Origin of the sequence: Pseudoduganella sp. UC29_71, assembly GCF_042693265.1 — a bacterium.
GTDB lineage: Bacteria > Pseudomonadota > Gammaproteobacteria > Burkholderiales > Burkholderiaceae_D > Rugamonas.
Map to the genome: position 1 here is coordinate 1,923,482 of NZ_CP170549.1, position 24,622 is coordinate 1,948,103.

Annotated in this window: 25 protein-coding genes and 1 pseudogene; 17 read left to right on the top strand and 9 right to left on the bottom strand. The window is 66.9% G+C overall.

From position 1 onward, the window contains the following. The 3 genes from ACFJI2_RS08480 to ACFJI2_RS08490 form a co-directional block, all read right to left on the bottom strand. On the bottom strand, window positions 1-201 hold the full coding sequence (locus ACFJI2_RS08480; RefSeq protein ID WP_377704598.1) for a hypothetical protein: 201 nt from the start codon (window positions 199-201) through the stop codon (window positions 1-3). Beyond that, window positions 198-461, bottom strand: coding sequence for a hypothetical protein (locus tag ACFJI2_RS08485; RefSeq protein WP_377704599.1), 264 nt, complete (start codon window positions 459-461; stop codon window positions 198-200). Before ACFJI2_RS08485 ends, ACFJI2_RS08480 begins: the two co-directional genes overlap by 4 nt. 97 nt (window positions 462-558) lie before the next feature. After that, entirely contained in the window at window positions 559-1,407 is an 849-nt protein-coding gene (locus tag ACFJI2_RS08490; protein WP_377704600.1) for an aldo/keto reductase, read from the bottom strand. A 19-nt stretch (window positions 1,408-1,426) separates the two neighbouring features. Here ACFJI2_RS08490 and ACFJI2_RS08495 point away from each other — a divergent pair, with 19 nt between their 5' ends. The 4 genes from ACFJI2_RS08495 to ACFJI2_RS08510 all read left to right on the top strand — a co-directional run bounded on the left by ACFJI2_RS08495 (window position 1,427) and on the right by ACFJI2_RS08510 (window position 4,663). Beyond that, on the top strand, window positions 1,427-2,686 hold the full coding sequence (locus ACFJI2_RS08495) for a PepSY-associated TM helix domain-containing protein (RefSeq protein ID WP_377704601.1): 1,260 nt from the start codon (window positions 1,427-1,429) through the stop codon (window positions 2,684-2,686). Between the two features lie 176 nt (window positions 2,687-2,862). Beyond that, the gene (locus tag ACFJI2_RS08500) at window positions 2,863-3,156 is read left to right on the top strand and encodes an H-NS histone family protein (protein WP_107872133.1); all 294 of its coding nucleotides are present in this window, start codon (window positions 2,863-2,865) and stop codon (window positions 3,154-3,156) included. Between the two features lie 164 nt (window positions 3,157-3,320). Further along, window positions 3,321-3,935, top strand: a complete 615-nt coding sequence (locus ACFJI2_RS08505; protein WP_377704602.1) for an LON peptidase substrate-binding domain-containing protein — start codon at window positions 3,321-3,323, stop codon at window positions 3,933-3,935. Between the two features lie 86 nt (window positions 3,936-4,021). After that, a complete protein-coding gene (locus ACFJI2_RS08510; protein WP_377704603.1) occupies window positions 4,022-4,663 on the top strand; it encodes an FMN-binding negative transcriptional regulator in 642 nt (213 codons plus the stop codon). 17 nt (window positions 4,664-4,680) lie between these two features. Here the strand turns inward: ACFJI2_RS08510 and ACFJI2_RS08515 are convergent, their stop codons facing one another. Next, complete coding sequence (locus tag ACFJI2_RS08515; protein WP_377704604.1) at window positions 4,681-5,634, bottom strand: DMT family transporter; 954 nt, start codon at window positions 5,632-5,634, stop codon at window positions 4,681-4,683. Between the two features lie 138 nt (window positions 5,635-5,772). Between ACFJI2_RS08515 and ACFJI2_RS08520 the strand changes: the two genes are divergently transcribed. The 3 genes from ACFJI2_RS08520 to ACFJI2_RS08530 are packed head-to-tail and all read left to right on the top strand — an operon-like array spanning window position 5,773 to window position 9,180. After that, complete coding sequence (locus tag ACFJI2_RS08520) at window positions 5,773-7,128, top strand: erythromycin esterase family protein (RefSeq protein ID WP_377704605.1); 1,356 nt, start codon at window positions 5,773-5,775, stop codon at window positions 7,126-7,128. Further along, entirely contained in the window at window positions 7,125-8,210 is a 1,086-nt protein-coding gene (locus ACFJI2_RS08525) for a chemotaxis protein CheB (protein ID WP_377704606.1), read from the top strand. The genes ACFJI2_RS08520 and ACFJI2_RS08525 overlap by 4 nt, the downstream gene beginning before the upstream one ends. A 46-nt stretch (window positions 8,211-8,256) precedes the next feature. Continuing rightward, window positions 8,257-9,180: an alpha/beta hydrolase gene (locus ACFJI2_RS08530; protein ID WP_377704607.1), complete on the top strand. Its 924-nt coding sequence runs from the start codon at window positions 8,257-8,259 to the stop codon at window positions 9,178-9,180. Here ACFJI2_RS08530 and ACFJI2_RS08535 read toward each other — a convergent pair. Then, window positions 9,177-9,608, bottom strand: coding sequence for a DUF1294 domain-containing protein (locus tag ACFJI2_RS08535; RefSeq protein ID WP_377704608.1), 432 nt, complete (start codon window positions 9,606-9,608; stop codon window positions 9,177-9,179). The genes ACFJI2_RS08530 and ACFJI2_RS08535 overlap by 4 nt on opposite strands. Before the next feature lie 6 nt (window positions 9,609-9,614). After that, window positions 9,615-10,637 carry a tryptophan--tRNA ligase gene (gene trpS / locus ACFJI2_RS08540; RefSeq protein ID WP_377704609.1) on the bottom strand — a complete coding sequence of 341 codons (1,023 nt, stop codon included), beginning with the start codon at window positions 10,635-10,637 and terminating at the stop codon, window positions 9,615-9,617. A 307-nt stretch (window positions 10,638-10,944) separates the two neighbouring features. Between trpS and ACFJI2_RS08545 the strand changes: the two genes are divergently transcribed. Next, window positions 10,945-11,655, top strand: a complete 711-nt coding sequence (locus ACFJI2_RS08545) for a hypothetical protein (protein WP_377704610.1) — start codon at window positions 10,945-10,947, stop codon at window positions 11,653-11,655. 46 nt (window positions 11,656-11,701) lie between these two features. On the opposite strand, the gene ACFJI2_RS08550 is transcribed toward ACFJI2_RS08545, so the two are convergent. After that, window positions 11,702-12,106: a hypothetical protein gene (locus tag ACFJI2_RS08550; protein ID WP_377704611.1), complete on the bottom strand. Its 405-nt coding sequence runs from the start codon at window positions 12,104-12,106 to the stop codon at window positions 11,702-11,704. A 203-nt stretch (window positions 12,107-12,309) separates the two neighbouring features. On the opposite strand from ACFJI2_RS08550, the gene ACFJI2_RS08555 reads away from it, so the two are divergent. The 8 genes and pseudogenes from ACFJI2_RS08555 (at window position 12,310) to ACFJI2_RS08590 (ending at window position 21,910) form a co-directional block, all read left to right on the top strand. Beyond that, entirely contained in the window at window positions 12,310-14,241 is a 1,932-nt protein-coding gene (locus ACFJI2_RS08555; RefSeq protein ID WP_377704612.1) for a CocE/NonD family hydrolase, read from the top strand. 245 nt (window positions 14,242-14,486) lie between these two features. Continuing rightward, entirely contained in the window at window positions 14,487-15,869 is a 1,383-nt protein-coding gene (locus tag ACFJI2_RS08560) for a reverse transcriptase family protein (RefSeq protein ID WP_377704613.1), read from the top strand. Window positions 15,870-15,953: 84 nt separating this feature from the next. Continuing rightward, window positions 15,954-16,832, top strand: a complete 879-nt coding sequence (locus tag ACFJI2_RS08565) for a GNAT family N-acetyltransferase (RefSeq protein WP_377704614.1) — start codon at window positions 15,954-15,956, stop codon at window positions 16,830-16,832. A gap of 45 nt (window positions 16,833-16,877) precedes the next feature. Then, on the top strand, window positions 16,878-17,354 hold the full coding sequence (locus ACFJI2_RS08570; RefSeq protein WP_377704615.1) for a nuclear transport factor 2 family protein: 477 nt from the start codon (window positions 16,878-16,880) through the stop codon (window positions 17,352-17,354). Window positions 17,355-17,551: 197 nt separating this feature from the next. Then, complete coding sequence (locus ACFJI2_RS08575) at window positions 17,552-17,983, top strand: GNAT family N-acetyltransferase (RefSeq protein ID WP_377705813.1); 432 nt, start codon at window positions 17,552-17,554, stop codon at window positions 17,981-17,983. Window positions 17,984-18,129: 146 nt separating this feature from the next. After that, window positions 18,130-19,038: an AraC family transcriptional regulator N-terminal domain-containing protein gene (locus tag ACFJI2_RS08580; RefSeq protein ID WP_377704616.1), complete on the top strand. Its 909-nt coding sequence runs from the start codon at window positions 18,130-18,132 to the stop codon at window positions 19,036-19,038. Between the two features lie 140 nt (window positions 19,039-19,178). After that, a pseudogene (locus ACFJI2_RS08585) lies at window positions 19,179-19,641 on the top strand ((2Fe-2S)-binding protein). A 10-nt stretch (window positions 19,642-19,651) separates the two neighbouring features. After that, complete coding sequence (locus tag ACFJI2_RS08590) at window positions 19,652-21,910, top strand: molybdopterin cofactor-binding domain-containing protein (protein ID WP_377704617.1); 2,259 nt, start codon at window positions 19,652-19,654, stop codon at window positions 21,908-21,910. A 24-nt stretch (window positions 21,911-21,934) separates the two neighbouring features. Here ACFJI2_RS08590 and ACFJI2_RS08595 read toward each other — a convergent pair whose 3' ends face one another. Beyond that, window positions 21,935-22,867, bottom strand: a complete 933-nt coding sequence (locus ACFJI2_RS08595) for an AraC family transcriptional regulator (RefSeq protein WP_377704618.1) — start codon at window positions 22,865-22,867, stop codon at window positions 21,935-21,937. 166 nt (window positions 22,868-23,033) lie between these two features. Here ACFJI2_RS08595 and ACFJI2_RS08600 point away from each other — a divergent pair, with 166 nt between their 5' ends. Further along, window positions 23,034-23,747: an SDR family oxidoreductase gene (locus ACFJI2_RS08600; RefSeq protein ID WP_377704619.1), complete on the top strand. Its 714-nt coding sequence runs from the start codon at window positions 23,034-23,036 to the stop codon at window positions 23,745-23,747. Here ACFJI2_RS08600 and ACFJI2_RS08605 read toward each other — a convergent pair. Beyond that, window positions 23,738-24,601, bottom strand: coding sequence for an EamA family transporter (locus ACFJI2_RS08605; protein ID WP_377704620.1), 864 nt, complete (start codon window positions 24,599-24,601; stop codon window positions 23,738-23,740). The genes ACFJI2_RS08600 and ACFJI2_RS08605 overlap by 10 nt on opposite strands. Window positions 24,602-24,622: the final 21 nt, after the last annotated feature.

Consider the following 24,622-nt stretch of genomic DNA (forward strand, 5'->3'; position numbering starts at 1 on the left):
TCAGCTGGCTTGTTTAGGAAGGCTGGTGGTCCCGGACTCCTCCTGTTCGCCAAAGAAAATAGCGTCGGCTTCCTCGGCTAGCCTGTACTGTTCCCGCGTGTACTCGATAGCGCCTTTGACTGCGCCGACCAGCGGAGCGAAATACAACCGTGGTGTTTGTTTCGCAGAATGGCAGAAAATTTCCCAGAATGTTCGGCTCATTTGAATAGCTCCTTTAGCAGCCGCCATGTGTGGATACCCAGCATGCCCAAGTAGAGGAACGCGCCAGCGGCCAGCGTCGTGTAATCCAGTATAGTAAGCAGCCAGAGTGCAAACGGTGGAAGCCCGAGTGATTCCAGCTGCCGCAATAACAATCCCGTGCCGCTCGCTGTTGTGCCCAGCAGCAGCAAAATGGCGGTTGCGTTACCTATATGACTCGCAAACAATGCCATTGGTTCCCACCATGCCGTCCTTTTCTTCAAAGTCTCCTCCCGGACGCTGGCGCGCACGGCCAGTATCGGCGCAATTCGCGGTTGGCCGTGTGCGCTGCGTCAGCGTTGCGAGGGGAACTTTCCGTGCTCAGCGCATGGCTAGCGGGCTGTGGCGGCGGGGCAGGGGGTAGCCCTGGTCGAGCTCGGTGAGGTCTTCTTCGCTGAGGACGATCTCGGCAGCGGCGCGGTTCTGGCGGATGTGGTCGGGGTTGGCGGCCTTGGGGATGACGATCACGCCGTCCTGGCGCAGCAGCCAGGCCAGCGCGATCTGCGCCGGGGTGGCGCCGTGGCGGCGCGCCACCGTTTGCAGGCTGCGGTTGTCCAGCATGGCGCGCTGCTCCAGCGCGTTCGACTCCAGCGGCGAGTAGGCCATCACCGGCACCTGCTGCTGCTGCGACCACGGCAGCAAATCCCATTCGATGCCGCGCTTGGCCAGGTTGTACAGCACCTGGTTGACCGCGATGGCGCCGCCGCCGGGCAGGGCGCGCGCTTCGCGCATGTCGGCCAGGTCGAAATTGCTGACGCCGTAGGCGCCTATCTTGCCGGCCTTCTCCAGCGCCATGAAGCCTTCCAGCGTCTCTTGCAGCGGCACCGAGCCGCGCCAGTGCAGCAGGTAAAGGTCGATCTGCTCCACGTTCAGCCGCTTCAGGCTGCGCTCGCAGGCCGCCACCACGCCGCGCCGCGTGGCGTTGTGCGGGTACACTTTGCTGACCAGAAAGGCTTCGTCGCGCCGTCCGGCGATCGCTTCGCCCACCACGGCCTCGCTGCCGCCGTCGGCGTACATTTCGGCGGTGTCGATCAGCGTCATGCCCAGGTCCATGCCGAGTTGCAGCGCGGCCACTTCGTGCGCGCGGTAAGTCGGGTCCTCGCCCATATTCCAGGTGCCCTGGCCCAGCGCCGGCACCTGGCGGCCCGACAATAAAACCACATTCTTCATTTCCACCTCCGCTTCAGTCTTGTCCGATTATGGCATTTATCACAACCCCGCGACACCCGCCAGGATGCGGGCGGTGGCGGTAATTGAGAACTATTCTCATGAATGCTATGATGCGGCATTACCGAATCATCGAATAGAGAACATGTCCATCGCAGCCGTTGCCTTGCGCCGCCCTTCATTCCGTCCGGCCATGGTGTGGTTGCATCGCTGGGCCGGCCTCACGCTGGGCCTGTTATTTGTCCTGATGGGCTTGAGCGGCACCTTGCTGGTGTTCGAGCACGACATTGACGAAGCCCTTAATCCCCATTTATTCCATGCCGCATCGAGCTGCACCGTGCCGCTGTCGCCGGACGCCGCTGCCGGCGCAGTGCAGGCGCAATGGCCGAAAGCCAAGGTAAGCGGTGTGTTCCTGCCGCGCCATGAAGGCGGCAGCTTCCGCGTGACATTTAAAGCGCCCGGCATCGAAACCGGCGAAGCCTTGCTGGACCCGTGTACCGGCGCCTTGCTGGGCAGCCGCGACCGCGCCGCCGTGGGATTGGGCGCGCAATATCTGATGCCCATGCTGCAGACCTGGCATTTGAATATGTTCCAGGGTAAGTCCGGCCGCCTGGCGCAGGGTTATATCGGCGCCGCCATTGCCGTGCTGCTGTCGGTGGGGCTTTATCTGGCATGGCCCGCCAAACGCCAATGGCTGCGCGCCTTGCGCATTAAATTGAATCAAAGTACCTACCGCAGCCATTATGACTTGCACCGTTCCATCGGCTTGCTGGCCTTGCCGCCTTTGCTTTTGCTGGCGCTGACAGGCTTTTACAACGGACTGCCCGAAGTAGTGAGTTCCATGGTGGGCAGCGTAGCCGAAGTGGGTGCGGAACGCCGCGCCATCGCCAGGCCCGCGCTGCAAAAAGGCGAAACCGCTATTAGCTGGGGCGATGTGCAGGCGATTTCCGCGCCGTATTTGACCGGCGGTACGACCATGGCCGGTATTTCCCGCCAGCCCGAAAAAGGTATATACATTGCGCGCCTGCACCGCGCCGACGACTGGCAGCGCACCGGCACGCTGCGTATTTACATCGACATGCGCAGCGGTAAAGTACTGGAAGCGATCAATCCTTTATCCGGCAAACCCGGCGACCGTTTTCTGGCCGCCTTGTTCCCCCTGCATTCCGGCCAGCTGGGCGGCGCCACGGTCAAATGGCTGGTGGCGCTGGCGGGTTTGCTGCCGGCACTGTTCTTTATAACTGGAATTACTACCTGGCTGCTGCGGCGAAAAAAGAAATAGTAAAGAAGCCGGCCCCCGTGCCCGTTCCTCGCCGGCGTGGAAAATATGCCTCGTGTTTCATATTTAGCTAGAATGCCCGCGTAATCTTGTGGTAAATTGCGGTCTTGAATTCTCACAGATTGTCACTAATCGTTTTTGTGGGAGTCGCTTATCAACCAAAGAGGAAGAGTTGAGTCATGACCACTTATCAGGAATACCAGGCAAAAATCGCTGAACTGCAAAATCTGGCGGAAACGGCCCGCCGCGACGAGCTGAATTCGGCCAAAGAAAAAATCGCCGCCATCATGCGCGAACACGGTCTGACCCTGGCTGATCTGGCTGGCACGGCCAAACCTGCCAAAGTAAGCAAGCCACGCGCACCGGTGCCGATGAAATACCGCGACACCGCAACCGGCCAAAGCTGGACCGGCCGCGGCCGCGCTCCAAAATGGCTGGAAGGTAAAAACAAGGAAGACTTCCTGATTAAATAAATCAGCAGGCTCTTGTAAAAAATATCCGGCATGTTCTTATAGGCATGCCGGATATTTTCATTTTATGCATCACCGTGTGGCCCGCGCCACAAAGCCTCCGCATTCCGCCCCCGGCGGCGGGGATTTGCTCGGCGGCATGACCTTATTCGTGCGATCATGGCAGGATGCCATCGATACCCTTATTTCCGCTTAATACAGTACTGTTTCCTGACGGACACCTTCCGCTGCAGGTATTCGAAGTCCGTTATCTCGACCTGATCAAAAAGTGCATCGCCCGCTCCGAGGAGTTCGGCGTGGTGGCGCTGGCCTCGGGCAGCGAAGTGCAGCGCCCGGAACAGCACGAGGAACTGACCGATGTCGGCACCATGGCGCGCATCGTGGACTGGACCTCGCCGCTGTCCGGCCTGCTGCAACTGACTTGCGTGGGCACGCAGCGCTTCCGCATCAATTCGGCCTCCCAGCTCAAGCACGGCTTGTGGATGGGCGAAGTGGAGATGCTGGAGCCGGACATGGCTATCCCGGTGCCCAGCGAACAGAAGGACGTGGCCGATGCACTGGGGGCGGTGATCCGTTCGCTGCAAAAGCGCCAGCTGCCGACCACCCAGATGCCGCTGCTGCCGCCCTACAGGCTGGACGACTCCGGCTGGGTGGCCAACCGCTGGTGCGAGCTGCTGCGCCTGCCGCCCAGCCGCAAGCAGCTGCTGATGGCCGAGTCCAACCCCGTGCTGCGCCTGGAACTGGTGCAGGACGTGCTGTGCGAAAGCGGCCTGCTGGACTAGCTGGCTCCAGATTTCGCCGCCGCCGTGGCTCTGGCCGCGCGCCGCCCGCTTCGCTACACTGGGGCCATCGACATTGTGGAGCCCCTATGTACAGCCCCGCCGCCTTTGTGGAAGAACGACCCGAGCTGCTGCACGGCCTGATACGCGATTACCCGCTGGGTATGCTGATCGCCGGCGCCGGCGGCGCCGTGAGCGCCGACCTGATCCCTTTTATCCTGTATCCCGGCGAGGGCGGGGCCGAGGGCGAGCACGGCGTGCTGCGCGCCCACGTGGCGCGCGCCAATCCGCTGCACGAAGCCTTGCTGGCCAGCGGCGAATGCCTGGTGGTATTCCAGGGCGCGCAAGCGTATGTCAGCCCAAGCTGGTACGCCGGCAAGGCCGAGCACCACAAGGTGGTGCCGACCTGGAACTATGCCATGGTGCAGGCGCGCGGCACGGCGCGCGTGGTGGACGACGGCGCCTGGCTGTGGCGCTTGCTCAACGACCTGACCGCCATGCAGGAGGCGGCGTTGCCGCAGCCGTGGCAGCCGTCGGACGCGCCGCGCGACTTCATCGAGGCCACCATGAAGGCCATCGTCGGCATCGAGATTCCGCTCGCTTCGCTGTCCGGCAAGTGGAAAGTGAGCCAGAACCGCAACGCGGCCGACCGCGCGGGCGTGGTGCAGGGCTTGCGCAGCCAGCCCGGCGGGCAGGCGGTGGCGGCGCTGGTGGCCGCCACGCTGAAATAAAGACTTACGGCGAAGGCTTACGGCGGCGGGACGTCTTCCTCCATGGCGTGCACGCGCACCGACCACATCACGCCGGCCGCCAGCAGCACGATGGCGGCCAGTTCCAGCGGGCGCGGCCATTCCTGCTTGTAGATGAAGCCGTACAGCAGCGCGAACAGCGTTTCAAACAGGATCAGCTGGCCCGACAAGGTGACCGGCACGCGCCGGCTGGCGATATTCCACAGGTGGTTGCCGATCACCGAGGCGCCCAGTGCCAGCAGCGCATTGGTGATCCAGAACATGGTCCAGTCGCGTCCGCTGGCCTTGCCGGCCGCGCCCAGCACCTCGCCGTGCCAGATGGCCAGCGCCGCTGCGCCGATCAGCAGCGCGATCAGCCCGCTCGACAGGCCGTACAGCGCCGACCATTCGGCGCTGCTGAAATGCGGATTGCGTTTCAGGTAGCGCGCGTTGTCCAGCGTGTACCAGCTCCAGCACAGCAGCGCGCCGGTGGCGCACAGCACGCCCAGCAGGGTTTGCGCGGGCGTGCTGCCGGACGAGCCCGCGTGCATGAACACGTCCACATTGATGCAGGCGATGCCGGCCGCCGCCACCAGCAGCGGCAGCGCCAGCTGGCGCAGCGGCAGGGCGCCGTGGTCCTTGCGCCCCATCAGCGTGACCGAAATCGGCAGCACGCCGATGATGAGCGAGGTGGGCGCCACGCCGGCCAGCTTCACGCCCAGCGCCAGCAGCATGTAATAGACGATGTTGCCCGACAGCGCGTGGCGCACCAGCGCCGCGTAGTCGCTGCGCTCCAGCCGCGCGTACAGCTTGCCCAGGCGCGGCAGCATCAGGCCGAACGCGATGGCGCCGTAGGCGATATAGCGGCCCACCGCCATTTCCACCGGCGAGAACGCCGACAGCAGTTCCGGCACGATGAACACCATGCCCCACATGGCCCCGGCCAGCAGGCCGCACAGCACTCCATTCCACATCGTCACGCTTTCCAGTTCACAAGGGCGACAGTGTCGCACAGCAAGCCCCGGCGCGGGAAGGGCCGTGCGGAGGGCGCGCCGCCGCGTGCGGTGTGGCGCGCCGCGCCGGATGGGGCTAGCATATCGCTAGGAGGCCCTATGACTGCATCTGCCACCGCCCTGGCGCTGCGCGCGGAATTGCGCCCGTTGGCGGACGACCCGCATTTCGACCGCCTGCTCGACGAGATCGGCGCATCGACCATCGTGCTGCTGGGCGAGTCCACGCACGGCACCGGCGAGTTTTACCGCTTGCGCACGGAGATCACCAAGCGCCTGGTGGTCGAGCGCGGCTTCGACGCCATCGCCGTCGAGTGCGACTGGCCGGACGCGCTGCGCGTGAGCCGCTATGTGCAGCACTCGGACGGCGATACCTCGGCGCCCGGCGCGCTGGCCGGCTTCCAGCGCTTTCCGCAATGGATGTGGCGCAATACCGAAGTGGTGGCGCTGGTGGAATGGCTGCGCGCGCACAATGCGCAGGCCGGCGACCCGGCGCGGCGCGTGGGCTTCTACGGGCTGGACCTGTACAGCCTGCGCAAATCCATGCACGCGGTAATTGCCTACCTGGACAAGGAAGACCCGGCCGCCGCGCGCCGCGCCCGCGAGCGCTACGCCTGCATCGACCACATGGCCGATTATCCGCAGCGCTACGGCTACGCGGCCACCTTCGGCATGACGCGCGACTGCGAGGACGAGCTGGTGGGCCAGCTGCGCGAGCTGAGCCTGCAGGCGGCGCGCCACATGGCCCGGCCCGGCGCCCCGGTGCCGGACCAGCTGTTCTACGCGCAGCAGAACGCGCGCGTGGCGCGCAACGCGGAAACCTATTACCGCGCCATGTTCCAGCCGGGCGACTCGGCCTGGAACGTGCGCGACACCCACATGGCCGACACCTTGCTGGCGCTGCGCCAGCACCTGGGCGCGCGCAAGGGGCGGGGCGCGGCGAAAATCGTGGTGTGGGCGCACAATTCCCACATCGGCGACGCGCGCGCCACCGAGATGGGCGAGGGCGGCCAGCTCAACCTGGGCCAGCTGGTGCGCGAAAACTATCCGGCTGGCGAATCCTTCCTGCTCGGCTTCACCACCCACGCCGGCAGCGTGACGGCCGCCAGCGAATGGGACGGTCCGGCCGAGCTGAAGGCGGTGCAGCCGTCGCTGCCGCACAGCCTGGAGCGGCTGCTGCACGCCAGCGGCGCGGCGCTGGGCGGCAATGCCTTCGTGCTGCCGCTGCGCGGGCGCGACAGCGCGCTGTCGCACCTGCCCGAGCCGCTGATCGAGCGCGCCATCGGCGTGGTGTACCGGCCCGACACGGAGCGCCGCAGCCATTACTTCCGGGCCGATCCGGCGCGCCAGTTCGATGCGCTGATCCATGTTGACCGCAGCACGGCGGTGCAGCCGCTGGAGCGTTCGGCTTCGTGGGTGGCGGACGAGGCGCCGGAAACCTATCCGTCCGGGCTATGACGCCGGCGACCGGCAAATTGATCGTGATCGGCACGTCGGCCGGCGGGCTGGACGCCTTGAAGCGTGTGCTGGGCGCGCTGCCGGCCGATTTTCCCGCGCCCGTGCTGGTGGTGATGCACATCGGCGCGCGCGAGAGCATCCTGCCCGCGCTGCTGCGCAAGGTGTGCGCGCTGCAGGTGCGCCACGCGCGCAACGGTGAACACCTGGCGCAGCCGACGATACTGGTGGCGCCGCCGGACCGCCACCTGACGGTGGTGCGCGACGGCCCGCTGGCTTGCGTGCGCCTGGCCAACGGGCCGATGGAAAACTACACGCGGCCCGCCATCGATCCGCTGTTCCGTTCGGCCGCCGCCGCGTACGGCGCCGGCGCGACCGGCGTGGTGCTGACCGGCTATCTGGACGACGGCTCTGCCGGCCTGCGGGCCATCAAGGCCTGCGGCGGCACGGCCGTGGTGCAGGACCCGCAGGACGCCTTCGCCCCCGACATGCCGGCCAGCGCGCTGGAGCAGGTGGCGGTGGACTATGTGTTGAAGCTCGACGATATCGGCGACATGCTGCTGCACCTGGCTGCCGCGCCGCTTCGGCCGGCTAGCGAGGAAGCTGCCATGAAACGCAAGCCTGCCGATGTGCCTGAATGGATACGGGTGGAAAACAGCTATGCCAACGGAGGCGGCAACCTGCGCGAACTGCAGCGCATTGCCCGGCCGTCGACATTCTCCTGTCCCGAGTGCGGCGGTGCGCTGTGGGAACTGAACGGTGCGGCGGGCGGGCAGGCGGGCGCGGAGGCGTCCGCCGAGCGGCAGTCTGTGCAGCAGCCCGCCCCGCGCACGCGCTACCGATGCCACACGGGCCACGGCTTCACCGCGCTGGCGCTGGAGCAGACCCAGGACCGGGTGGTGGAGGAAGCCGTGTGGGCGGCCATCCGCGCGCTCAACGAGAAGGAAGAGCTGGCGCGCCGCCTGGCGGCCGAGTCCGGTGCGCGCGGCCTGGCCAGGGCGGCAGCCGACTATGAAGCGCGCGCCGCGTCCGCCCAGCGCGCCGCCACCGTGCTGCGCGAGGCGCTGGTGCGCGATCCGCCATAAGCAAGCCGGTCTGCTATCATTGCCGTTTTGATATCGAGGCGGTGACATGCCTATACGGGCGAAGCTGTATCTGCTGCTGGGCGCCGGCGCTGCGGGCCTGTTGCTGCTGGCCGGCGCGGGCGAGGCGCTGAGCCGGCCCGCCACGCACGCGATCGGCCCCGCGCCGGCCGAGCTGCACGCGCGGGACGTCGTGCTGCCGCTGGCGGCGCCGGGCTCGGGCGAGGGGGCGGGCGGCGCGGGCGTCCAGCACGTGGCTGGCTGGTTCATTGCCGGCGCCCCCGGGGCGGGCGCGGTCCTGCTGCTGCACGGTGTGCGGGGCGACCGCAGCGCCATGCTGGCGCGGGCGCGCTTCCTGCGGCGGGCCGGCTACGCCGTGCTGCTGCTGGATTTGCCATCGCACGGCGCCAGCAGCGGCGAGCGCATCACGTTCGGCTGGCGCGAGGCTGCCGGCGTGGCGGCCGCCATGGCCTTTCTGCGGCGCGAGCTGCCGGGCGAGAAAATCGGCGTCATCGGCGTGTCGCTGGGTGCGGCCGCGCTTATGTTTTCAGGCGAGCGGCCGGACGCCGCCGTGCTGGAGTCGATGTATCCCACCATCACGGAAGCCGTATCCGACCGCTTGCGCGCGCGCCTGGGACCCTTGGGTGGCGCGGCGGCGCCTCTGCTGCTGTGGCAGCTGCCGATACGGCTGGGCCTCAGTCCCGCCCAGCTGGCGCCCATCGACCGCATCGCCGCGTTCAAGGCGCCGCTGCTGATCGCCTCCGGCAGCGAGGACCTCCACACCACGGCGGCTGAAACGCGCCGCATTTACGCGGCCGCGCCGGAACCGAAGCAGTTATGGATGGTGCCGGGCGCCGCGCACGTGGACCTGCACGGCTATGGCACGGCCGAGTATGAGCGGATTGTGCTGGCCATCCTGGCGAGGCATTTGCGCGGCGCCTCGCCTGCGCCGGCTGGCGCTGCGGGCACCTAGGCGCGCTGCGCCAGCCAGCCGAACGCTGCCATGTTGACGGCGACGGTGGCCCAGAAGGCGAGCTGGAACGACGTCTTGCTGGATTTGTGGCGCAGCCATTGCTGGGCCAGGATGGCGCCGGGCCAGCCGCAGCACAGGCCGAGCAGCAGCAGGGTGCTTTCCGGCGTGCGCCAGCGGCCCGCGCGGGCGGCGGCCTTGTCGATGGCGTAGAAGATGAAACAGACCACGCTGGCGCCCGCGTACAGCAGCGCGGGCCAGGCCGGCGCGCGCCACAGCAGGATGGCGGCCAGATAGAGCAGCGCGAACGCGCCGATGGCGAGACAGGACGCGGCGCCCGCTGCGCTGCCGCTCGCCGCGCCGGGACCGGTGCGCTTGTCCGGGGGGCCAGCCCGGGCGGGCTTGGCCGTGTCGCGCCGGGCGCCTGGCACGGTGGCCTAGAAGTAGCTCAGGCCCAGTGCGGCCTTGACTTCGTCGGCGGTCCTGGCGGCCACTTCGCGTGCCTTGGCCGTGCCTTCCTTCAGGATCTGCATGACCTGGCCCTTGTCCTTGGCGAACTCCTCGCGGCGGGCGCGGATCGGCGCCAGCATCTCCTGCAGCACCACTTCCAGGCGCTTCTTGACGATGCTGTCGCCCAGGCCGCCGCGCACATAGTGCGCCTTCATCTCTTCCAGCGCCGCTTTCTCGGTGTCGAACGCGTCCAGGTAGATGAAGGCCACGTTGCCTTCCAGGTGGCCGGGGTCCTGCACGCGCAGGTGCAGCGGGTCAGTGTAGACCTTCTTCACGGCGGCGGTGATCTCGTCGGCGCTGGCGCCCAGGTTGATGGTGTTGCCCAGCGATTTGCTCATCTTGGCCTTGCCGTCGATGCCAGGCAGGCGGCCGATTTCCGGCACCAGCGCCTTGCACTCGACCAGGATGTCGCGGTTGGCCAGGCGGTTGAACTTGCGCACGATCTCGTTGGTCTGTTCGATCATCGGGATCTGGTCCTCGCCCACCGGCACCAGCGATGCCTTGAAGGCCGAAATATCGGCCGCCTGGCTGGCGGGGTAGGTGAGGAAGCCGGCCGGGATGTCGCGCTCGAAGCCGCGCAGGATGATTTCCTGCTTCACGGTCGGATTGCGCTCCAGGCGCGCCACGGTCACCATGTTCAGGTAGTAGAAGGTCAGCTCGGCCAGCTCGGGGATCTGCGACTGGATCAGGATGGTGGACTTGGCCGGGTCGATGCCCACGGCCAGGTAGTCCAGCGCCACTTCCACCACATTGCGGTGCACCTTGTCGGTGTCTTCCATATTGTCGGTCAGCGCCTGGGAGTCGGCCAGCATGATGAACTGCTGGTAGTCGTGCTGGTAAGCCACGCGGTTGCGCAGGCTGCCGACGTAATGGCCCAGGTGCAGCGGACCGGTGGGACGGTCGCCGGTCAGGATCACGGACGGGGTGGTGGGCGTTGCTGGCTGGCTCATACGGGTTCCTTGGGGTTACTAAGTTCGCCCCGCACGATGCGCCAAGAAAACGCCACCCTGCGAAGGCGGCGTTGACTAAATACTCACATCACTGTGCAGTGGCCGCGCTATGTCAGCGGGGCCACCAATTCAGGCAGGTGCGATGTGGTTGGAAATATTTCATCCCCGTATGGTTGCAGTTTGCCGCCGCCGTGTCAAGGCTGGCCGCCTGGGCCTGCGCGTCCCTGCACAAGTTTGCGGCGCATCAGGCCGGTCTTTTGTTGATCGCGGTAAATTGTCAAGATTGCAGCCCATGCCGAGAGGAACGATGAATCAGCCTACTTTGAAGGACACGCCGGTGCCGGCGCAGGCCGCCGGCGGCAGGGAAGCCCTGGTCAAGCAACTGCTGTTGGCGGCCGCGCGCGGCATCGGCGCCGGCGCGCTGCGCGTGGCGCTGGCGCTGGTGGCGGCGGTGCTGGCCAATGCGGCGGGCGCCGCGATTGCGGTGGCCGCCAGCGACGAACTGAGCGACGGTAGCCGGGGCGCAGGCATCCTGATTTCGGTCTTCATCCTGCTGCCCTTCATGCTGGCAGTGGGGTTTATCGGTACGATGGCGTACCGGCAGGCATTGATGGGCATCCTGGCCCGGCTGCTGGATACGCAGGCGCCGGCGCTGGCCGCGCTGGCGGCGACGCTTCTGGAAAAATTTCTGCGCAAGGTGAATTACCAGCCGGGCGGGCCCGTCGCGCAGGCCTTGCTGGGCCAGTGGCGCCGTTTCCTGCAGCTGCAGCAGGACTTGCCCCGCCCCATGCCGATGGTGCTGGGCAGCCTGGCGGGCAAGGTGCCGTTTTCGGACAGCATTACGGCCGTGGCAACCACGGGCATGAGCGTGCAGGCCGTGGCGTGCGCGGCCATGGACCGGATGGTGGAGCGCGCCCTCGCCGCCGGCTTGCGGCCGGAGACCGGGCCGTTGCTGGGCGCGCTGGCGCTGCAGTTCGGGCTGTGGGTGGTACTGGCGGCCGTGCTGCACTACCTGTAGCACCCCTAACCAGCTGCGCACCGGCTCTGGCGGAGCCGGCTAGCGCTTAGTGGCGGTTCGGATTGTTGGGACGGTCGTCCATGCGGTTCGGCACGCCGTCGCCGTCGCGGTCGCGGTCTACGCGGTTCGGCACGCCGTCATGGTCGCGGTCGCCACGCTGCCAGCCGCCGCGTTCCATCACCCAGCGCCCGTCGCGCTGCTCCCACACCGTGGGGTGGTACACATAGCCGTTGCGGTTGCGTTCCCATTTGCCGCGCACCCACACATTGCGGCGGCCGTTCCAGTCCCAGTGCCCTGCGACCCAGGTGTAGCCGGGGCGGGCGTGCGGAACCACTTCATGGCGAGGCGGCGGCGGCGCGGTGCGCACCACCACGACCTCGGCGTACGATGGCACGGCAACACCGGCGCCCAGCGTGGCCGCCATGGCGGCGGCAATCAGCAGTTTTTTCATGATGACACTCCTCGTTGTATGTGTGCCGCCACTTTAAGCTGGCTCAGCCTTAGTATCTGTGCGTAGACGCGCATAGCCGCAGGCAAATTGCAAGCAGATGCAACAGCGGCCCGGCAAAATTGAAAAAGTGCGTTACAAAAGTTGCGTTGCGCTATGAATGGCAACTGTCTACCATGGCCCGCAGCACAAAAACGGAGACCCCCATGCGCAACAAGCGTACCCGCACCACCATCGAGCTGCCGGCCTTGGCAGCGCTGACCCTGTTCATCTCGTCCGCGCTGGCGCAGACGCCGCCGATGGCGGTGGACATTCCCGCCAGCTTCACCGCCCCGGCGGAGAACGCGGACTACGTGAAAAAAGTGGTGATGGTGCCGATGCGCGACGGCGTGAAGCTGTATACGGTGATCGTGATGCCCAAGGGCGCCAGGAACGCGCCCATCATGCTGACCCGCACGCCATACAATGCGGCGCGCCGCGCCCAGCGCAGCGTGAGCCCCAGCATCCGCGCCACCCTGCCGCAGGGCGACGAAACCTTTATCGACGAGGGCTACATCCGCGTGTTCCAGGACGTGCGCGGCAAATACGGCTCGGAGGGCGAGTACGTGATGACGCGCCCGCTGAGCGGCCCGCTCAACAGCAGCAAGATCGACCACGCCACCGACGCCTGGGACACCATCGAATGGCTGACCAAGAACGTGCCTGAATCGAACGGCAAGGTCGGCATGGTGGGCTCGTCCTACGAGGGCTTCACGGTGATGATGGCGCTGATGAACCCGCACCCGGCGCTGAAGGCGGCCGTGCCGATGAGCGCCATGGTGGACGGCTGGCGCGGCGACGACTGGTTCCACAACGGCGCCTTCCGCATGCCCAGCCTGCCATACATCGGCGGCCAGACTTCGGTGAAAGGCCGCGGCGAGGCGCTGGCCAGCGGCTATTACGATGATTACGAAGGCGTGCTGCGGGCCGGCTCGGCGGGCGACTACGCCAAAAAATTCGGGCTGGACGTGCTGCCGTACACGAAGAAGGTGTTCGAGCATCCGGCCTACGACAGCTACTGGCAGAACCAGGCCATCGACAAGCTGGTGGGGGCGCGCAAGCTGAGCGTGCCCACCATGCACGTGGTGGGGCAGTGGGACCAGGAGGACATCTACGGCCCCTATGCGGCCTACGCGGCCATGGAGCCGCAGGACACGGCCAACAAGCTCAATTTCCTGGTCATCGGCCCATGGCGGCACAGCGGCGTGAACTACGACGGCTCCAGCCTGGGCGCCATCAAGTTCACCGGCGACACCGCGCTGGAATTCCGCCGCAACGTGATGCAGCCCTTCTTCAACCAGTACCTGAAGGACGGCGCGCCGGTGGCCGACACGCCGCCGGTGCTGAGCTACCAGACCGGCACCAACCGCTGGCAGCGCCTGGAGCGCTGGCCGCAGTCGTGCGCCAGCGGCTGCCCGGCCGCGTCGCGCGCCATCTACCTGCAGGACGGCTTCAAGCTCGGCTTCGAGGCGCCCAAGGCCGGCGCGGCGTACGACGAATACGTGTCCGACCCCGCCAAGCCGGTGCCCTTCGTGCCGCGCCCGGTGCGCATGCATGACGAGAACGTGTGGAAACCCTGGCTGGTGAGCGACCAGCGTTTCGTGTCCGACCGTCCGGACGTGCTGACCTATGTGACCGAGCCGCTGCAGGCGCCGCTGCAGCTGTCCGGCCAGCCGATGGTGAACCTGTACGCGGCCACCAGCGGCACCGACGCCGACTGGGTCGTCAAGCTGATCGACGTGTACCCGGACGAAATGCCGTCGCAGCCGGAACTGGGCGGCTACCAGCAGGGCATCGCGATGGACATCTTCCGCGGCCGCTACCGCAACAGCCTGGAGCGCGCCGAAGCCATCCCGGCCAACAAGGTCGAGCGCTACCGCTATGCGCTGCCGAATGTGAATCACGTGTTCCTGAAAGGGCACCGCGTGATGGTGCAGATCCAGTCCAGCTGGTTCCCGCTGTACGACCGCAACCCGCAGCGCTTTGTGCCCAACATCTTCCACGCGCAGCCATCGGACTACATCAAGGCCACGCAGCGCATCTACCATGCGCCGGGTTCGGCCAGCGCGATTGAATTGCCGGTGGTTGAATTACGCTGATCCCGCGCCGTTCCGCGCGCACAGCCCGCCATGTTGACCTGTGTGCAGAATTGCCCTACTGTGTGGGCGGGGCGGTATCCATCAAGCCGGCCTGTCTTTGCCTGGTGCAGGGACAGCCTCTACGGGGCTACCCCGTGGTAAATTGATTGTTCAGTATTTCGCCGCATGAGCCCGGTTGCGCATCCACGCAAGGCGGCTCACGCATCACGAGACTCGTTGACGGATCACCGCCCCATTCGCTGCGCATGAATATCAAGAAACTTACCGCGCTGGCGCTGGCCGATATGGCGCTGGCCACGGACGCCAGCCTGCAAAGCCTGATCGCAGCCTGTAAGCGTGTATTCGATGCGGAGCCGGCGTGGGTGCCTGCCGTTTGCGCGGCGCTCATCGAACGGACCGGTGAAGACTTCCATTACTACAGCCGGCAGGAGCTGGCCGGCTTGCTGCTCGAGTGCTTGGGCCATGTGGGCGGCGGCGCGGGCGCGGGGGATGTCAATGCCCATGCCGATGCCGAAGATTTTGCGTTGCCGGAGCCGATAGCGCTGCCCGAAGTGCGGCGCTGGTGCATCGCGCCACCGGTGCGGCCGCCCAAGCCCGCGTGGCTGGCCGCGCTGGCGCTGCCCGAGTTGTCCTCCGCTGCCGCGCTGGCCGGCTGGCTGAATGAACCGGTGGGCGCGCTGGACTGGTTTGCCGATCAATGGCGGCTTGCGCGCGACGAGCTATCGCCGCTGCAGCACTACCATTATCGCTGGGTGCCCAAGCGCAGCGGCGGCCTGCGGCTGATAGAGATACCGAAGGCGCGGCTGCGGCGCATCCAGCAGAAAATCCTGCGCGAGATACTGGACCTGGTGCCGCCGCACCCGGCCGCCCATGGTTTCCGGCGCGGCCACTCGTGCGTGACGCACGCTGCGCTGCACGCGGGGCAGCATGCCGTCATCCGCATGGACCTGAAGGATTTTTTCCCTGGCATTCAGCTCTCGCGCATCCAGGCGCTGTTTGAAAAGCTGGGCTACCCGCCCCGGACCGCCGGCACGCTGGCGCGCATCTGCGTCAACCGCACGCCGCAGGGGGCTTTCCGCGACAAGCAGGCTGGCGCTTCGCTGCCCTGGATCGAGCGCCAGGCCCTGAAGTCTCCTCACTTGCCGCAAGGCTCGCCGTGCTCGCCCGCGCTGGCCAATCTGTGCGCCTACCGTCTCGACATCCGCCTGTCGGCGCTGGCGCAGTCGCTGGGCGGGACATATAGCCGCTACGCCGACGACCTGGCGTTCTCCGGCGGCCGCGCCTTTGCGCGCGCTGCGGACCGCTTTCACGTCCGGGTCGCCGCGATCGCGCTGGAGGAAGGCTTCCGCGTGAATACGCGCAAGACCCGCCTGATGCGGGCCGGGATGCGTCAGCAAGTGACGGGCGTCGTCGTCAACAGCCACCCCAACCTCGCGCGGGACGAATACGACAGGCTTAAGGCCACGCTGACCAACTGCGTGCGCCACGGCGCCGCGTCGCAAAACCGCGACGGCCATCCGGACTTCCATGCCCATCTTGCCGGCAGAATCTCGTATGTGAAGATGGTGAATGCGAAGCGGGCCGACAAGTTGCAAGGACTGCTGCAGGCAATCGCCTGGACCGCTTGAACATTTGGCCCGGTGTGAGAATGCGCGCATTTTCGATGCAAGCAAGCTGCTATCCTGTCAAGACTGTTTAGACTTTGGAACAACATGCAGCTTGCGACGCGACTGGCCCAGCCCGAAGACCGGGACGCCATCTGGGCCTTGTATCAAACGGCGATGCGGCCGCACATCGAGGCCATCTGGGGCTGGGACGAGCAGTGGCAGATCGCCGATTTTGACCAGGCGTTTTCGGCGGCCGCCAGCTACGTGGTGGAAGTGGGTGGCGAGTTCGCCGGCTACTTCCAGCTTGACCTGAGCGCCGAACTCATTTACCTGCGCATGCTGGTGCTGCAACCCGGTTTTCAATCGCAGGGCATAGGCGCGCGCCTGCTGGCGGACGTTGTCCACATGAGCCAGCAATCGCGCCGCCGCCTCAGTCTGCGTGTGTTCCGGGTGAATGGCGCGGCCCGGCGCTTCTACGAGCGCGAAGGCTGGACCGTCGAATCAGAAGACGACGCGTTCTTCGTGATGGCGCACGCGTCCTGCAAGCCAGGAACGCTTGCGTTGACCTTCAGGCAGGCAACGGAGAGCGATATTCCCGCCATGTCGGCGATCCGCCTGGCGGTTACCGAAAACGTGCTGTCCGATCCTTCCCGCGTGACGGAGCAGATGTACCGGGATTACCTGGCGTTGCTGGGCCGCGGCTGGGTGGCGGAGAGCGGTGGCGTCATCGCCGGCTTCTGCTACGCGGACAAGGAGCACGCTTCGATCTGGGCGCTGTTCATGGCGCGGCAGTACGAAGGCCAGGGCATCGCCAAGCGCCTGCTGCGGCTGGCTGTGGACTGGCTGTTCGAGCAGGGCAGCGACAGCGTCCAGCTCACCACCACGGCCGGCACCCGCGCCGACGTGTTTTATGCCCGCCAGGGCTGGACGCGGCAAGCGCTCAACGAGCGCGAGGCGCGCTTCACGCTGCTGCGCGGCCGGTGATAGGGCCAACTGACACATCATTCACCTTATTGGAGCCACGAGATCATGCTGAAACACTTCGCGCAGTACGCCAAGCCACGCCGCCTCTTGCCAGGCATCGTATTTTCTTTAGTGTGCGTGCTGAATGCCAGCGCGGCCGACAATGGCAGCCCGGCGCTGGTGGAGCTGGTGCAGCGCCACGCGGAAGCGCAGCGCGACTTCGACCAAGCCACGCTGCAGGCCGTCACTGCCGACAACTACGTCGAAGTGTCGCCGGCCGGCGAGGTGGACAGCCGCGAGAAGATGCTGTCCTTTTACGCCCCGGACCAAAAGCGCGCTGCGCCGCAGCTGACGGTCACGGAGCCGCTGGTGCGCGTGCTGGGCGACACGGCCGTGGTGCTGGCAAGGCTCAACTACACCATGGGCGCCGACGCGCAGGCCCGCACCTTCGCCATGCGCGCCAGCTACGTCGCGCAGCTGAAGGAGGGCAAGTGGAAGCTCGTGTCCGCACAATACACCGGCATCCGGCCGGGCAAAAAATGAAGTTCAACATCTACGGCCGCTTCCAGGTTGACGTGCAGCGCGTAGGCGGGGCCTGGCAGGTCTATCGCCTGGACTTCGGCAAGCGCGTCCCGATGGAAGAAATCGTCATCCCGCCCACGCTGGAGGAAGACGAGATCGCGATCTACCTGGACGACATATTCCACGAGCTCGCCGGCTTCGGCCAGAGCGTCGAGCTGATGGCGTCGCAGCGGAATGTCATAGTCGTCAGCGATCAGGAAGATGCTGAGTTCGAGAAAAGCCTCGGTAATGGCTTGGATGATTTCAACCGGCAAATGGCGGGCGTGAGTGACCGGCGTCCGTTGTGCGTGATGGTGAAAGATCCCGATAGCGGCGACACGCTGGGCGGGATAGTCGGACGCACCTCGCTGGGGCTGGCGTTCCTGGACCTGTTCCACCTTCCCGAATCCCTGCGCGGTTCGGGCCTGGGAACGACTATCCTGGCCGCGTTTGAGGCGGAAGCACGCGAGCGGGGCTGCCGTTCCGCCGTGCTGTATACGATCAGCTTCCAGGCGCCCGGCTTTTACGAGAAAAACGGGTGGGTGCGTTTTGGCGAGATCGCCTCCGAGCAGGAGGGTATCAGCCGCATCTTCATGTCGAAGAGGCTGTAACGCAGGGACGCCTACGCGGCGCGCCCTTAGCGCGCGGTAGCGGCCAGGTGCTTTGCGCTTGCCGGATCTGACGCACTTTTTGCCCGATCCGACGAGACGCCGCCGCGAATGATGGCAAAGCGCCGCAAGCGTGCTACGCTGCAAGCATGAACTCATTGCACGATCCAAGCAGCGCGGCTCGCGCGGAGCTGGCCCGCCTGGTGGGCGCGATTGCCCAAACCGACGGCGAGTACGCCAACGCCATCGCCTCGCTCAAATTCTACCGGCGCAGCGTCACCAGCGAGCCTATGCCCTGCATCTATGCGCTCGGGCTGGGCCTGGCCGTGCAAGGGGGCAAGCGCGTGACACTGGGCGGCGAGATTTTCGACTACGGGCAGGGGCAGTCGCTGGTCACCTCGCTGGACCTGCCTGTGGTGTCCTATGTCACGCGCGCCAGCAGCGCCGAGCCTTATCTGGGCCTGTGGCTGGAGCTGGACAGCGCCCGCCTGGCGCAAGCGGCGGCGGGCATGGACCTGTCCGTGCCGCTGGCCTCGGCCAGTGCGCGCGCCTTGTCCGTGGTGGACCTGGACGAAGGCCTCACACAGGCGCTGATCCGCCTGGTGCGCCTGCTCGGCGAGCCGCAGCTGATCAAACAGGTGGCGCCGCTCATCGAGCAGGAAATCATGGTGCGCCTGCTGCTGGGCGAGCACGGCGCCACCTTGCGCCAACTGGTGGCGGCCGGCTCGGCCAGCCAGCAGGTCGCGCGCGTCATCAACTGGCTGCGGCAGCACTTCACCGAAGACTTCCCGATGGACGACCTGGCCGCCCAGGCGCATATGAGTCCATCGACTTTCCGCCTGCACTTCCGCTCGGTGACCGGCATGAGCCCTTTGCAGTACCTCAAGCAGTTGCGCTTGCAGGACGCGCGCCAGCTGATGCTGAACGAAGACATCGACGCAGGCAGCGCGGCGGTGCGGGTGGGCTACGAAAGCGCATCGCAGTTCAGCCGCGAGTACACCCGCCTGTTCGGCGCGCCGCCGCTGCGCGACATCCGGCGCCTGCAGGAGTCGGTGTAACCTCACAACCAGCCCGCGTGAGCGCCGGCTTCGATGAAAACTCGTTGAATCAGGCAAGATAACGGTCGGAAGCGGCAAACGGCATCGAGGTGGCCGGGGGCATACTGCACTGGTCCATTTCACCAGGAGTTCCGCCCACCATGACCACGCTTACTGTCAACGGCCGCCAGCACGCCCTCGAAGACGATCCCGCCACGCCCATCCTCTGGGCGCTGCGCGACACCCTGGGCCTGACCGGCACCAAATTCGGCTGCGGCGCGGCGCTGTGCGGCGCCTGCACCGTGCACCTGGACGGCCAGGCCATCCGCTCCTGCATCACGCCGATCTCCGCCGCCGAAGGCAAGAAAATCACCACGATCGAATCCGCCACCGACGGCAGCGACCGCGTCGGCGCGGCCGTGCAGGCGGCCTGGGTCAAGCACGATGTGGCGCAATGCGGCCGGCCAGATCATGAGCGCCACCGCCTTCCTCAAGTCGCTCCCGCGCGGCAAACAGCCCAACGTGGCCGAAATCGAATCCGCCATGGCCGGCAATATCTGCCGCTGCGGCACCTATGCCCGCATCCGCGCCGCCATCGCGGACGCCGCCCGCACTCTCGCCTGAAGGAACCATCATGCTGCATCCAATCGACCATAGCCAGCTGCCGCGCGCCCTGCAAAACATGCTGGCGCGCAGTGCGGGCGCCGACGCCGCAGAGCCGCCGCGCCGCGCCTTCCTGAAAATGCTGGGCGTGTCCGGGCTGGCGCTGGGCGCCTTCCCGCACCTGGCCTCCGCGCAGGCGCCCGCCGCGCTCAAGGCCACCGAGCAACCGCTCGCTTTTGTGCAGATCGCACCCAGCGGCGTGGTCACTGTCACCGTGAACCGGCTGGAATTCGGCCAGGGCGTGCAGACCGCGCTGCCGATGATACTGGCCGAAGAACTGGACGCGGACTGGAAGCTGGTGCGCAGCGAGCTCGGTTCGAACGACCCGGCCTACGTGGACCCCATGTTCGGCATGCACCTCACGGGCGGCTCGAACTCGGTCAAGAACAGCTTCACGCAGTACCGCGAACTGGGCGCGCGCGCCCGCGCCATGCTGCTGGCTGCGGCGGCGCAGCGCTGGAACGTGGACGCGGCCAGCCTGAGCACGCGCGCTGGGGCCGTGCTGGCGCCGGACGGACGCAAGCTGGCCTACGGCGAACTGGCGGAGGCGGCGGCCGCGCTGCCGGTGCCGCAAAGCGTGAAGCTGAAAGACGCGAAAGACTTCCGCATCATCGGCCAGCCCACCGGGCGGCTCGACGCGGGCGCCAAGAGCAGCGGCAGGCAGCACTTCGGCATCGATACGCGCCTGCCGGGCCAGTTGACGGCCGTGGTGGCGCGTCCACCGGTGTTCGGTGCGCGCGTGGCGTCGCTGGACGATAGCGCGGCGCGCGCCATCAAGGGCGTGCGCGCGGTGCTGCGCGTGCCGCTGGACCGTGGCGCCGAAGGCGTGGCGGTGCTGGCGGACGGCTACTGGGCCGCCAGGCAGGGCCGCGACGCGCTCAAGCTGGAATGGAACACGGATGGCGTGGAAAAGGTGGACAGCGCCCGCCAGCTGGCCCAGTACCGCGAACTGGCGGCCCAGACCGGGCCGCGCAAGTTCGACGCGGACATGGCGCCGCTGACAGGCGCGCCGATGAAGATCGAGGCCGAATTCGTGTTTCCCTATCTGGCGCACGCGCCCATGGAGCCGCTGAACTGCACCGTCAAGCTGGAACAGGGCGGCGTGCAGCTGTGGCTGGGCACGCAGTTCCACGGCGTGGACAGCGCCGCTGCGGCGCGGGTGCTGGGCATCAAGCCCGAGCAGGTAACCATGCACGTTGCGATGGCGGGCGGCGGCTTCGGCCGGCGCGCCAATCCGAACAGCGACTTCGTGGTGGAGGCTTGCGAGATCGCCAAGGCCGCGCGCGCCGCCGGCGTGGACGCCCCCGTGCGCACCGTGTGGAGCCGCGAGGACGACATACGCGGCGGCTACTACCGGCCCATGCATTTGCACCGCGCCAGCATCGGCTTTGATGCGCAGGGCAAGGTGCTGGCCTGGGACCACGCGCTGGTGGGCCAGTCCATCACCACCGGCTCGGTGTTCGAAGCCTTCCAGGTCAAGGATGGCATCGACGGCACCGCCACCGAGGGCATGCGCGATCCTTATCCCTTCCCGATGCGCCTGACCGTGCACCATCCCAAGGTGAATGTGCCTGTGCTGTGGTGGCGCAGCGTGGGCTCCAACCATACTGCCTTCGTGATGGAGACCCTGGTTGACGAGATCGCGCGCGCTACCCGGCAGGATCCGGTAGCCTACCGCATGAAGCTGTTCGGCGATAAACATGCGCGCCACCGCGCCGCGCTGCAGCTGGCGGTGGACAAGAGCGGCTACGGCAAGCGGCGCCTGCCTGCCGGCCGCGCCTGGGGCGTGGCGGTGCACGAGTCGTTCAGCACCGTGGTGGCGTACGTGGTGGAGGCATCGGTGAAGGGCGGGCAGCCCAGGCTGCACCAGGTGACGGCCGGCGTGCACTGCAATCTGGCCGTGAACCCGCGCAGCATCGAGGCGCAAGTGCAGGGCGCGGCGGTGATGGGCTTGTCGATGTGCCTGCCCGGCGAGGCTATCACGCTGAAGGACGGGGTGGTTGAACAGAGCAATTTCGGCGATTTCACCGTGGCGCGCATGACCGATACGCCCGGCTTCGCGGTGCATATCGTTCCCAGCGCCGAGCCGCCCACCGGCATCGGCGAGCCCGGCCTGCCGCCGCTGGCGCCAGCCTTCGCCAACGCGATCGCGCGGCTGACCGGCAAGCCGATACGCAATCTGCCCTTCGACCTGGCTGCAGCGCCGGCGGCGTCCGGCGCGGCTGGCTGAGGCGCCGGCTGGCCGAGGCGCCGTCTATTGCACGGTGATGTAGGGCGCGCCGCGCTCGGCCGGCATCTGGCTGAGCAGGGTGCGCATTTCGCGCGCCTCGTCGGTGGGCGTGCGGCCGAAGAAGCGTTTGAACTCGCGGCTGAACTGCGAGCTGCTTTCATAGCCTACCCGCGCCGACGCGCTGGCTGCGCTCAGGCCGTCCTGCACCATCAGCAGGCGCGCCTTGTGCAGCCGGGTGGTTTTCAGATATTGGATGGGCGAGGTTTGCGTGACGGCCTTGAAGTTGGCGTGGAAGGCCGCCACGCTCATGCCGGCTTCGCCCGCCAGCGTAGCCACGTCGATCTGGCTGCTCACGTCCGCATGAATGCGGCGCAGCGCCTTGCCGATCTTGCCGAAGTGGCTTTGGTGCGCCAGCGCGGCGCGCAGCGAGCCGCCTTGCACGCCGGTCAGCACACGGTACAGGATCTCGCGCATCACGCCGGGCGCCAGCAGCTGCGTCTCCAGCGGCGACGTGAGTGCCTCCAGCAGGCGCAGCACGGCATCGCACAGCTTGGCGTCCATCGGCGACGAGATGATGCCTTTCGGTTCGGCCGCGATGGCGGCGCCGGACTGCTCCACCGCCAGCATCAGCTCCGCCGCCATTTTCAGGTCGATGCGGAGCGACACGGCCAGCATGGGCTCGGCCTCGCTGGCGATTTCGGTCTCGCCTTCGAAGGGCAGCGGCACGGACATCACCAGGAATTGCTGCGCGTCGTACACATAGGACTCGCCGCCCAGGTAGCCGCGCTTGCGCCCGGAGCAGACGATGACGATGCACGGCTCGTACAGCACCGGCGTGCGCGGAACGGGCCGGTTCACGCGCATGAATTTCACGCCGTCCAGCGCGGACAGGGTGGCGCCTTCGGACGGCGCGAGGCGGTTCAGCAGCGCCGTCATGCGTTCTTGCGAGCTTGGCATGGGTGTCTTGTGTCTAGTAGGTTCGTGCAGGGATTATGCCACCATTCGCCATGTTCATCTGCAGGATTGGAGGATTAGGCAATAGCTTTGTATCTTCCGGCATTCACGCGGGAGCGCCGCTTGCCTACACTGCATGCTATCGACGAACAGCTTTGGAGGGCACATCATGGCGCGACAGGACAATCAGAAAGTGGTGCTGATCACCGGCGCGAGCAGCGGCATCGGCGAGGCGACGGCGCGCCTGCTGGCGGCACGCGGCATGCATGTGGTGCTGGGCGCGCGCCGCACCGACCGGCTGGAACTGCTGGCGGCGCAGATCCGCGCGGCCGGCGGCTCGGCGGATTTTCACGCACTGGACGTGACGGACGCGGACGACGTGCAGACTTTCGTGCTGGCCGCGCACAGGCAGCATGGCCGCGTGGATGTGATGATCAATAACGCGGGCGTGATGCCGCTGTCGCGCCTCGACGCGCTCAAGCTGAAGGAGTGGGACCGCATGATAGACGTGAACGTGCGCGGGGTCCTGTACGGCATTGCGGCGGCGCTGCCGCTGATGCAGGTGCGGCGGTCGGGGCAGATCATCAATATCGCGGCGGCCGGCGCGCACGCGGTGAGCCCGACGGCGGCAGTGTACTGCGCCACCAAGTTTGCGGTGGCGGCCATTACCGAGGGCTTGCGGCAGGAGGTGGGCGGCGATATCCGGGTGACCCTGATATCGCCGGGCGTTACGGAGTCCGAGCTGGCGGACAGTATCTCGGACGAGCGGGGCAGGGCGGAGATGAATGAGTTCCGCAAGGTGGCCATCGGGCCCGACGCGATTGCGCGTGCCATACTGTTCGCCATCGAGCAGCCGGCGGACGTGGATCTCTCTCAAGCGTAGCGCATCAGCGCTGCGCCGCAGGCGATGAGGGCGATGGCTGCGTAGCGCTGCGGGGTGATTTTCTCGCGCAGGAAGATGACAGCGATGGCAGCGGCGAACAGGATGGCGGTTTCGCGCAGCGCCGCCACGGCCGCCACGGGCGCCATCGTCATCGCCCACAGCGACAGCGCGTAGGAACCCAGCGTGCCGGCGCCTCCCAGCGCCGCGGCGCGCCAGTAAGCCGTCGCGTAGGCCCGGAACTCGGCGCGCCGCCGCAGCAGCGTCCAGGCCAGCAGGCCGGCGGCCGCGAAGACGAACAGCCACATCGTGTAAGCCACGGGTGCCCCCGAGCGCCGCGCGCCGACGCCATCGACCAGCGTGTAGCACGCGATGACGCAGGCGTTCAGCAGCGCGTACGCCACCGCGCGCCCGTGGCGCGGCTGTGCGCCGCCCGCAGCGGCGTCCGGCCTCCGGTACGCGAGGGCCATGCTGAAGATGCCGGCGCTGATGCAGGCCACGGCTGCGTATTGCTTCGCTGTGAGCTGCTCGCCCAGCAGCGGCGCGCTGGCCAGGGCGACCAGCAGCGGGGCGCTGCCGCGCATCAGCGGATAGGCCAGGCTCATATCGCCGTGCCGGTAGGCCGCCGCCATCAGGCCGAAATAGAAATAGTGGATGGCCGTGGTGGCGGCGAGCATGGGCCAGCTGGCCGGTGCGGGCGCCGGCAGGAAGGGCAGCGCCGCCAGCGAAATCGCGCCGGCGCCCGATACCACCAGCACCGAAGTGAAGAACGCGTCCTTGCCCGCCTTGACCAGCGCGTTCCAGCCCGCATGCAGCAGCGCTGCAAACAGGATGACGGCGACAACCAGCCCGGACATGCGCGGCGCAGGCGTTCGGCG